The 11146-nt window shown below is 64.8% G+C and carries 7 protein-coding genes; 6 read left to right on the top strand and 1 reads right to left on the bottom strand.

Annotation, left to right across the window (positions count from 1 at the left end):
* Positions 1-2073 (bottom strand): hydantoinase/oxoprolinase family protein, encoded by a 2073-nt coding sequence (locus EJ070_RS07080; RefSeq protein ID WP_126090697.1) that lies wholly within the window; start codon positions 2071-2073, stop codon positions 1-3.
* Positions 2074-2293: 220 nt separating this feature from the next.
* Between EJ070_RS07080 and EJ070_RS07075 the strand changes: the two genes are divergently transcribed.
* From EJ070_RS07075 to EJ070_RS07050, 6 genes are all read left to right on the top strand, one after another.
* Positions 2294-3121, top strand: coding sequence for a ferredoxin--NADP reductase (locus EJ070_RS07075; RefSeq protein ID WP_126090696.1), 828 nt, complete (start codon positions 2294-2296; stop codon positions 3119-3121).
* A gap of 151 nt (positions 3122-3272) precedes the next feature.
* Positions 3273-4322: a deoxyribose-phosphate aldolase gene (gene deoC / locus EJ070_RS07070; protein ID WP_126090695.1), complete on the top strand. Its 1050-nt coding sequence runs from the start codon at positions 3273-3275 to the stop codon at positions 4320-4322.
* Positions 4323-4487: 165 nt separating this feature from the next.
* Entirely contained in the window at positions 4488-6863 is a 2376-nt protein-coding gene (locus EJ070_RS07065) for an aldehyde dehydrogenase family protein (protein WP_126090694.1), read from the top strand.
* A 246-nt stretch (positions 6864-7109) separates the two neighbouring features.
* Entirely contained in the window at positions 7110-7841 is a 732-nt protein-coding gene (locus EJ070_RS07060; RefSeq protein WP_126090693.1) for an SDR family oxidoreductase, read from the top strand.
* 228 nt (positions 7842-8069) lie between these two features.
* A complete protein-coding gene (locus EJ070_RS07055) occupies positions 8070-8915 on the top strand; it encodes a fumarylacetoacetate hydrolase family protein (protein ID WP_126090692.1) in 846 nt (281 codons plus the stop codon).
* A gap of 165 nt (positions 8916-9080) precedes the next feature.
* Positions 9081-11063 carry a CocE/NonD family hydrolase gene (locus EJ070_RS07050; protein ID WP_126090691.1) on the top strand — a complete coding sequence of 661 codons (1983 nt, stop codon included), beginning with the start codon at positions 9081-9083 and terminating at the stop codon, positions 11061-11063.
* Positions 11064-11146: the final 83 nt, after the last annotated feature.

Genomic DNA, 11146 nt, shown 5'->3' with positions numbered 1-11146 from the left:
TCAGGCCTCGCCGATGTCGATGATGATGTTGCCGTCCGCGTCCGAGCGCGCATGGTCGCCGGGTTCCAGCACTGTCGTGGCGTCCATCTGTTCCAGGATCGCCGGCCCCTCGATGACGGCATCGAGCGGCAGTTTTTCGCGACTGTAAACCGGGGTGTCGTGCCAGGTGCCGTGATACCAGACCGGCCGGATCTCGCGCCGCGCTTCGTCAAGCGTTGCCGCGCGGCCCGCCGGGTCGATCAGCCGCGACAGGTCGATTTGCGGCCGCTCGCCTGTCACCGAGGTGTTGAGGTTGACGAGGTTGGCGCGGATTTCGGGCAATTCCACCTTGAAACGGGCGAAATAGGCCTTTTCGAACAGCTGCTGCAGTGTCGCCCGCGTCACCGATGACGACGGCAGCGGCACGTTGATGATATGCGTCTGGCCGACGAACTGCATGTCGGCGGAATGGGTGACGCGGATCGCGTCGGGCTTTACGGCTTCCTTGGCGATCAGCGCCTCGCCTTCGTTACGGTGCCGTTCCAACACCTCGCGAAGCCCAGCTTCGTCGAGCCCACCGACCGGCTGGTTGATCGTGTTGACGAAGTCGTGCCGCATATCCGCGACGACGCAACCGAGCGCGTTGGTGATGCCGGGACGCGCCGGCACCAGCACACGGGGCAGGTCGAGCTCGCGGGCAAGCGCCGTCGCATGCAGAGGCCCGGCGCCGCCAAAGGCGAACAGCGCGAAATCGCGCGGGTCGTGGCCGCGCGACACCGACACCATGCGGATGGCGCCCGCCATCTTCATGTTGCCGAGCCGCAGCACGGCGCCGGCCGCCTCGACGCCGGAGAGGCCGGTGTGCTTGCCGATCCTGTCTTCGAATATGCGGGTGACGCGCTCGACCGTGACCGGATTGTCGACCGCCAGCAGCTTCTTCGGCGCCAGCCGCCCGAGCACCAGATTGGCGTCGGTGATGGTGGGTTCCGTGCCGCCGCGCCCGTAGCAGATCGGGCCGGGATTGGCGCCGGCGCTTTCGGGGCCGATCTGGATCAGTCCGGCCGCATCGACGCGCGCGATCGAGCCGCCCCCGGCGCCGACGGTGTGCACCGCCACCATCGGCACATGGATCGGCATCGCATATTCGATCTCGATCTCGTTCGACACGGCGGGCTCGGCGTTTCGGATCAGCGCTACGTCGGTCGAGGTGCCGCCCATGTCGTAGGTGACGAGGTTGCCGAAGCCGGCGCGCTTGCCGGTGTAGGCGGCGGCGATCACGCCGGACGCCGGTCCCGACATGACGGTCTTGGCCGATTCCTGCGTGACGAAGTGGGCCGAAATCATGCCGCCATTGCCGTTCATGATCAGGAAGTCGCGGGCATAACCCTGGGTAGCCAGCTCCTTGCGCAGCCGCTCGACATAGCGCTCGAGGATCGGCTGCACCGAGGCGTTGACCGCCGCCGTCACGCCGCGCTCGAACTCGCGCGCTTCCGAAAGCAGCGCATGGCCGGTGGTGATGTGGCCGTTCGGCCAGAGCCCTGCCGCGATCTCCGCCGCGCGCCGCTCATGCGAAGGGTTGGCGTAGGAATGCAGGAAATGGATGACGAGCGACTCGCAGCCGGCATCCAGCAATTGCTTGACGGCGGTACGCATTTCCGCCTCGTCGAGCGGCATGCGCACGGCGCCGGAGGCCTCGACCCGCTCCGAGACTTCGAGCCGCAGATCGCGCGGAATGACCGGCACGAAGGTGCCCGTCATGCCATAGGCTTGCGGCCTTGTGCGCCGGCCGAGCTCGATCACATCGCGAAAGCCGCGCGTGGTGATCATGCCGGTCCTTGCCAGCCGGCGCTCCAGCACGGCATTGGTGGTGGTCGTCGTGCCGTGCACGATGAGGTCGATGCCGTCGACCGGGAAGCCGGTCGCGGCAAGTGCGGCGACCACGCCGAAGGCCTGGTTTTCCACCGTGGTCGGCGTCTTGGCGATATGCACCTTGCCGCCCGCCTTGCCGTCGATCAGCAGCAGATCGGTGAAGGTTCCGCCGACATCGATGCCTGCGACAACATTTCCCGCCGACGCCGAAAATTTCTCATCCATTGCCGAAACCCGAAATGCTAAGACTACAGACATGTCCCAGTTTGGAAAGGTGTTTTACGCCCTGATCTTGACCTCAAGATCGTTTGTATACTAATAACTTTCCAACACAAGGGCCTGCTGTTGGCAGTGTGTGAGAATCGCGTTGGAACCCGACCGTTCGGACGCGAAGGGATAAAGTTTGGCGCCTGCGCCCCGCGTCCGCGCCGGAAAGTTGGGTTTGATGAACACGACATCCGCGGTCAACATCGCCGGCGTCAGGCCGCTTCAGTTCCCGATCCCGGCCAATGTTTATGCCGAGACGGTGGTTTCGGTGAAGCACTACACCGACCGCCTGTTCTCGTTCCGCATCACCCGGCCGCAATCGCTGCGCTTCCGCTCCGGCGAGTTCGTCATGATCGGCCTGCCCAACGCCGAGAAGCCGATCTTCCGCGCCTATTCCGTCGCCAGCCCCGCCTGGGACGACGAGCTCGAATTCTTCTCGATCAAGGTGCCGGACGGTCCGCTGACCTCCGAGCTGCAGAAGATTGAGGTCGGCGACACCGTCATCATGCGCCAGAAGGCGACCGGCACGCTGGTGCTCGACGCGCTGACGCCTGCAAAGCGGTTGTTCATGATCTCGACCGGAACCGGCATCGCGCCCTTCGCCAGCCTGCTGCGCGACCCCGACACCTATGAGAAGTTCGACCACGTCTTCCTCACCCACACCTGCCGCGACAAGGCCGAGCTTCTCTATGGCCAGGAACTGGTGACGGCACTTGAGACCGATCCGCTGATCGGCGAGCTGACCGGCGGCCGCGTCACGCTCTACAACTCGACGACGCGCGAGGAGTCGCCTCGCATGGGCCGCATCACCGCGCTGATCGGCTCGGGCAAATTCTATTCCGACCTCGGCATCGACAAGCTCAATCCCGAGACCGACCGCATCATGATCTGCGGCTCGATGCACATGCTGAAGGACGTCAAGGAGCTCGCCGAAAGCCTCGGCTTTCAGGAAGGTTCCTTGAGCCATCCGGCGAGCTTCGTCGTCGAGCGCGCCTTCGTCGGCTGAGGCGCGTCGCAGTCCGCCAACATGTTGTTTTGACCGTATGGTCAAAAATCTGCTGCTTCGGTGGCCTTTTTCCGTTATGACCCACTGAAGGACTCGTGAAGCATCGCTTCACGGGCTATCTTCGGCTGAGGTCGCTGAGAAAGGGCAGGAGATGAGCAGCACGATCCGCGAGGCGGGCGCAGGCGCGTCCAAGGTCATGCCGCTGCCGGCGCGCGCCGCCGCCAACACGCCGGTGCCGCTGGAGCACGGCATTGCGCGCAACCCCGGCATGAAGCTCGATCTCGGCTTTCTGGAATCGGTGCGCAGCGTCAACCGCTCGGCACTCGAGCGCCGCGTCGCCACGCTCACCAAGCGGCGTTCGATCAAGGCCGACAACCAGGCCGCCTGGCTGCTCCGCGCCATTGCCTGCATGGACCTCACCACGCTGAATTCCAACGACACCGACGAGCGCGTGCGCCGGCTCTGCGCCAAAGCGATCAACCCGCTGCGCAAGGATATCGTCGATGGCCTCGGCATCGCCGGCGAAACCATCCGCCCGGCGGCGGTCTGCGTCTATCATCCCTTCGTCGCCACCGCGGTCGAGGCGCTGCGCGGCACCGGCGTCCATGTCGCAGCCGTTTCGACCGCCTTCCCGCACGGGCTTGCGCCGCTGTCGACGCGCCTGCAGGAGATCGAGGCCTCGGTGCGCGACGGCGCCGACGAGATCGACGTCGTCATTCCGCGCGGCCTGGTCTACGGCGCCAAGTGGCGCGAGTTGTTCAACGAGATCGTCGCCATGCGCGCCGCCTGCGGCGAGGCTCATCTCAAGGTCATCCTCGGCACCGGCGACCTTTCCACGCTGCGTAATGTGATGCTGGCCTCGATGGTGGCGATGATGGCGGGCGCCGACTTCATCAAGACCTCGACCGGCAAGGAAAGCGTCAACGCCACGCTTCCCGTCGGGCTTGCCATGGTGCGCGCCATCCGCGCTTATTTCGAGGAAACAGGCTATCTCATCGGCTTCAAGCCGGCCGGCGGCATTTCGACGGCCAAGGTCTCTCTCGACTGGCTGGTGCTGATGAAGGAAGAGCTCGGCCGGCCCTGGCTCGAGCCGACCTTGTTCCGCTTCGGCGCCTCCAGCCTGCTCACCGACATCGAACGCCAGCTCGAGCATCACTTGACCGGCCACTATTCGGCCAACCATCGCCACGCAATGGCGTAACGCCCACCCTCCCCCTTGTGGGGAGGGTCGCCGCGCAGCGGCGGGGTGGGGTCGAAGAATCAGATCAGCCTGTCCAATGCACCGAACCATCAGCCATTTACCCCCACCCCGATCGGCTCTGCCGATCGACCCTCCCCACAAGGGAGAGGGCAAAGGAGGCGCCCCATGAACATCCTCGAACGCTATCACGCTATGGACTACGGCCCGGCGCCGGAAGCCCGCAATGAAGCCGATGCCTGGATAGCCTCGCGTGATTTCGCAAAAGCGCTGTTCATCGACGGCGCCTGGAAGGCGGCGGCGAGCGGCAAGACCTTCGACACCAGCGAGCCGTCCTCCGGCAAGCTGCTCGCCAAGGTCTCGGATGCGGGCGCCGCCGACATCGATGCGGCGGTCGCGGCGGCCGCGAAGGCGCTGCCGAAGTGGAGCGCCAGCTCTGGTTACGCCAGAGCCAAGGTGCTCTATGCCATCGGCCGCGCCATGCAGCGCCACCAGCGCCTGTTCGCGGTGCTGGAATCGATCGACAACGGCAAGCCGATCCGCGAGAGCCGCGACATCGACGTGCCGCTGGCGATCCGCCATTTCATCCATCATGCCGGCTGGGCGCAGACGCTCGAAAAGGATTTTTCCGACCACAATCCGGTCGGCGTCGTCGGCCAGGTCATTCCGTGGAATTTTCCGCTGCTGATGCTCGCCTGGAAGATCGCGCCGGCTTTGGCCGCCGGCTGCACCGTGGTGCTGAAGCCGGCCGAATTCACGCCGCTCACCGCTATCCTGTTTGCCGAGATCTGCGAGCGGGCAGGGGTGCCGAAGGGCGTCGTCAACATCGTCCAGGGCGGACCCGAGGCGGGTGCTGCCATCGTCAACCATCCCGGTATCCAGAAGATCGCCTTCACCGGCTCTTCGGAAGTCGGCAAGATCATCAGGAAGGCCACCGCCGGCTCGGGCAAGAAACTGTCGCTGGAGCTTGGCGGCAAGTCGGCCTTCATCGTCTTCGAGGATGCCGATCTCGACAGCGCCGTCGAAGGTCTGGTCGACGGCATCTGGTTCAACCAGGGGCAGGTCTGCTGTGCCGGCTCGCGCCTGCTGGTCCAGGAAGGCATCGCCGAGGCTTTCATCGCCAAGGTCAAGGTCAGGATGAGCCGGCTGCGGGTCGGCAGCCCGCTCGACAAGAACACCGATATCGGACCGCTCGTCGACCGCACGCAGCTCGATCGCGTCAAGGGCCTGATCGCCGAGGGCGCCAAGCAAGGCGCCGTCTGCTGGCAGCCGGACGCCGCGTTGCCATCCACAGGTCACTATCATCTGCCGACGCTCGCGACGTCTGTTTCGCCGGCTAATATTCTGGCGCAGGAAGAGGTCTTCGGGCCGGTGCTGGCGACGATGAGCTTCCGCAATACCGAGGAGGCGATCGAGCTTGCCAACAACACGCGCTACGGCCTTGCCGCCTCGGTGTGGAGCGAGAATGTCAACCTTGCCCTGCATGTCGCGCCGCAATTGAAGGCCGGCGTGGTCTGGGTCAACGGCACCAATATGTTCGACGCCGCCTGCGGCTTCGGCGGCTATCGCGAAAGCGGCTTCGGCCGCGAAGGTGGCCGCGAAGGCATGTTCGAATATCTTTCGGCAAAGCTGCCCGTGGGCCCGGCTATCAAGCCGGCTGCAGCCGGCTCGGCCCAGCCCGTCGAGCAGGCCGACGGCACGGCAATCGACCGCACGGCGAAGCTGTTCATCGGCGGCAAGCAGGTGCGGCCGGATGGGAATTATTCGCTGGCTGTCGCGACCGCCAAGGGCAAGCTTGCCGGCGAAGTCGGCCTCGGCAACCGCAAGGACATACGTGATGCGGTTTCTGCTGCCCGCGCGTGCAAGGCCTGGCCGGATGCAACGGCCTTTAACCGCAGCCAGGTGCTCTACTATTTGGCCGAGAACCTGTCCGGCCGCGCCGACGAGTTCGCTGCCCGTCTTGTCCAGCTCACCGGCGTTGCCGCCAAAGCGGCCCGTGAAGAGGTCGAGCAGTCGATCGAGCGGCTGTTCCTCTATGCCGGCCTTACCGACAAGTTCGAGGGCCGCGTCCACCAGCCGCCGGCCCGCGCGGTCACGCTGGCGCTGCATGAGCCGGTGGGTGTCGTCAGCATCGTCGCGCCGGACAACCAGCCGTTGCTCGGCCTCGTCTCGCTGGTGGCGCCGGCGCTCGCCATGGGCAACACGGTGGTGGCCGTTCCGTCCGAGCGCTACCCGCTTTTAGCCACCGATCTCTACCAGGTGATCGAATATTCCGACATCCCGGCCGGCGCCATCAACATCGTCACCGGCCGCAGCGCCGAACTTTGCGGCGTGCTGGCCAAGCATGATGACGTCGACGGGCTCTGGATATTCGCCGACGCCGACACCTGCGCCAAGGCGGAGGCCGATTCCATCGGCAACCTCAAACGCGTCTGGACCGGCAATGGCCGCACTCTCGATTGGGCGTCAAACGAAGCCGCCGGCGAGGCCTTCCTGCGCCGCGCCATCGAGGTCAAGAATGTCTGGGTGCCCTACGGCGACTGAGGCATCTCGCCTTTGCGCTCCAGCGCCGTTGCGGCGACGAGGTTCGGTGTGCGGCTCCGTTCTTGGCCGCCGCCGCGAAGCTGATTGCGTCCGGACTTGACGCTTGTGCGCGTGTTCTTTAACGAGAAAAAACATCTTTATCTGTGAAATCGCAGCGTAGGCCGCACGATGCCGGCTGTCTGGCACACGACGCCGCAGCCGGCCATCGATAAAGGCGGACGCACCAGGCAGGCGAGGAGAAAAGGCATGGCGGATCTGGCAGGCAAGGTGGCTGTGGTCACCGCGGCGGCGCAAGGCATCGGCCGGGCAAGCGCGCTGGCTTTCGCCAAGGCAGGCGCCACGGTTCACGCCACCGACATCAACGAGCCGCAGCTGGCTGAACTCGCCAAGACATCCGGCATCAAGACCCGCAAGCTCGACGTGCTGAACGACGCGGCCGTCGCTGCTGCCTTCGCCGAGATCGGCCCGGTCGACGTGCTGTTCAATTGCGCCGGCTTCGTCCATTCGGGCTCCATCCTCGAAATGAAGGATGAGGACCTCGACTTCGCCTTGAACCTCAATGTCCACTCGATGATCCGCACCATCCGCGCCGTGCTGCCCGGCATGCTGGAGCGCGGCGACGGCTCGATCATCAACATGGCGTCGCTGGCGAGCTCGCAGAAGGGCGTGCCGAACCGCTTCGTCTATGGCCTGACCAAGGCGGCGGTCGTCGGCCTCACCAAAGCGGTCGCCGCCGACTATGTCGCCAGAGGAATCCGCTGCAATGCCATCTGCCCGGGCACGGTCGAGAGCCCGTCGCTGCAGGACCGCATGCATGCGCAGGGCGACTATGAGGCGGCGCGTGCCGCCTTCATCGCCCGTCAGCCCATGGGAAGGCTGGGTACGCCCGAGGAGATCGCCGATCTCGCCGTCTATCTGGCGGGAGCGACCTACACGTCGGGTCAGGCCTATAATATCGACGGCGGCTGGTCGATCTGATCGCCGCCGGGAAAAGACCGTTGGCGGACAGAAAGATCGCGCCCAACCCCGCGTTAATTGGCAGAGGATCGGAAAGTCTGAAAATCCTGCCCGCCGGCGGCCCTGAGCGCCATGCGTGCTTGCCGGAGATCGGGCTGACGAATACGGTCCGCCGGCCTTCGCAGTGAAGCCGTCATCCGGGCGAAGAGTGTTGCAAAACGGCCTTTGGCCGCAAGGTGGAGAAGAAAGATGAAGTTGTTGCGCTATGGCGAGGCAGGCAGCGAACGGCCCGGTCTGCTCGATCAGGATGGGACAATCCGCGACCTTTCGGCCTACATCCCCGACATCGCCGGCACGGCGCTCAATCCGGCTTCGCTGGACGTGCTCTCCAAGCTCGATCCGAAATCGCTTCCGGCCGTTTCCGGCAAGCCGCGCATGGGCGCCTGCGTTGCCGGCACCGGAAAATTCATCTGCATCGGTCTCAACTATTCCGACCATGCCGCCGAGACCGGCGCCACCGTGCCGCCCGAGCCGATCATCTTCATGAAGGCAAGCTCGGCCATCGTCGGGCCGGACGACGACGTGCTGATCCCGCGCGGCTCGGTCAAGACCGATTGGGAGGTGGAGCTTGGCGTCGTCATCGGCAAGACGGCGAAGTATGTCAGCGAGGATGACGCGCTGGATTATGTTGCCGGCTATTGCGTTGCACACGATGTTTCCGAGCGCGCCTTCCAGGCCGAGCGCCAGGGCCAGTGGACCAAGGGCAAGTCCTGCGACACTTTCGGTCCTATCGGCCCCTGGCTGGTGACCAAGGACGAGATCGCCGATCCGCAGAACCTGAAGATGTGGCTGACCGTCAACGGCAAGACCATGCAGAACGGTTCGACCAGGACCATGGTCTTCGGCGTCAAATATCTGGTGTCCTATCTCAGCCAGTTCATGTCGCTGCATCCCGGCGACATCATTTCCACCGGCACGCCGCCCGGCGTCGGCCTCGGCATGAAGCCGCCGGTGTTCCTGAAAGCCGGCGACGTGGTCGAGCTCGGCATCGAAGGCATGGGCCAGCAGAAGCAGACCTTCAAGGCGGACGAGTAAGGCTCGTATCTGGTCCGGGATTGCGTGAAGACAAATAGCCGGAGCGATTCTGCCAAAACGCTGAACCGCTCCAGCCGCCCGCCTTCGTGACAGGTCGCAGATTTCGCTGCGCCAGGTCGCGAATAGCGATTGAAAGTCATCTCCGGGCAGGGCGTTATGCGGCCCATGAAAGCCGTCATTGTCCCTCGCAAGGTCGTCGAATTTCCCGACATGGCCATCGTCATGCCGGATGGCTGCCGGCTGTCGGCCCGCATATGGATGCCGGAGGATGCGGCGGAAAATCCGGTGCCGGCGATCCTCGAGCATCTGCCCTATCGCAAGCGTGACGGCACCATCTTCCGCGATCAGCTGACGCATCCCTATTTCGCCGGCCATGGCTACGCTTCGATCCGCGTCGACATGCGCGGCAATGGCGATTCCGAAGGGCTGATGGACGACGAATATTCCGAGCAGGAATTGCAGGACGCCTGTGACGTCATCGCCTGGGCGGCCGCGCAACCCTGGTGCAACGGCAGTGTCGGCATGATGGGCATCTCCTGGGGCGGCTTCAACTGCCTGCAGGTCGCGGCAAAGCAGCCGCCGGCGCTGAAGGCGGTGATCAGCCTGTGCTCGACCGTCGACCGCTATGCCGACGACATCCACTACAAGGGTGGCTGCCTGTTGCTCGAGAATTTCGGCTGGGCCTCGACGATGCTCTCCTATTCGTCGCGTCCGCCGGATCCGCTGATTGCCGGTGGCAACCGCTGGCGCGACCTGTGGCTCAGCCGGCTGGAGAACCAGCCTTTCCTTCTGCCGCTCTGGCTCAGCCACCAGCATCGCGACGCCTATTGGAAGCGCGGCTCGATCTGCGAGGATTTCTCGGCTGTTCATGCGGCCGTGCTGTCGATCGGCGGCTGGCATGACGGTTACCGCAACACGATCTCCAATCTCGTCACCAACATCGAGGCACCGGTTAAGGGCATCGTCGGGCCCTGGATCCACAAATACCCGCACTACGCCGCGCCCAGTCCGGCCATCGGCTTCCTGCAGGAGGCGCTGCGCTGGTGGGACCGCTGGCTGAAGGGCGCCGAGACAGGCGTCGAGAACGATCCGGACTACCGCGCCTATGTCATGGACAGCGTGCGGCCGGCCCGATGGCATCCGGAGCGGCCGGGCCGCTGGGTGGCGGAGCGGGAATGGCCGTCGCCCAACATCAAGGTCGAGGTGACCGAGCTCGTTCCTGGTGGCGCCAAGCCGGCGATCGTCGCCTCGCCGCAGAATTGCGGGCTCGCCGGCGGCGAGTATTTTCCATTCACCTTCGGTCCGGAATTGCCGGGCGACCAGCGTCCTGACGACGCGCTTTCGGTGTGCTTCGACCAGGCCGAGCTCGAGCAGGCGATCGACATCGTCGGCGCGCCGGAGCTCGAAGTGCGGGTTGCCTCCGATCGGCGCCAGGCCAACATCGCGGTGCGGCTCTGCGACGTGCATCCCGACGGCGCCTCGGAGCTGATCTCCTATGGCGTGCTCAATCTCACGCATCGCAACTCGCATGAGTTCCCGCAGGCGCTGACGCCGGGCGAGACCGTCTCGGCACGCGTCGTGCTCGACCAGTGCGCCTATCGCGTGCCGGTGGGCCACAAACTGCGCGTTGCCATTTCGACAGCCTACTGGCCGATGATCTGGCCTTCGCCGGAGCCGGTGACGCTCGAATTGTCGGCGGCGACGCTCAAGCTGCCGCTTCGCCCGCTGGCGAAAGGCGACGAGGTCTCGTTCGCCGAACCGGAGGGAGCCACCCCCTGGGCGACGGAGACGATCAGGCCCACCAACTCCGAACGGCACATCGACCGCAATGAAAAGACCGGGGTCGTCACACTTTCCATAACGGATGATTTCGGCGAGGTGCGCGACCTTGCGCACGGGCTCGTCAACGGCAGCATCGTCCGGGAGACATGGGCGATCCATCCCGACGATCCGCAGTCGGCGACGGGAAGCACCCATTGGACGCAGACCTTGTCGCGGAATGAATGGTCGGTGCGGACCGAGACCTTCGCCAACATGCGCTCGGACGCCCAAAACTTCATCCTCAGCGCCAGAATCGAGGCCTATGAGGACGAGAAGCTGGTTTTCGAACGCAACTTCGAGCAGGCGATTCCCCGCGCCCTCGTCTGACTGCTGAAAGATTGGTCCAATGCGACGCGCCATTTACGCCACGGCATGTCGCATTCGGTCTTGCTTACAGCTTTCCGTTGCGG

It is taken from the genome of Mesorhizobium sp. M1E.F.Ca.ET.045.02.1.1, from assembly GCF_003952485.1.
In the GTDB taxonomy this organism is placed as follows: Bacteria; Pseudomonadota; Alphaproteobacteria; order Rhizobiales; family Rhizobiaceae; genus Mesorhizobium.
The sequence above is the reverse complement of the archived record's forward strand: the minus strand, read 5'-3'. Positions and strand labels throughout refer to the sequence as shown.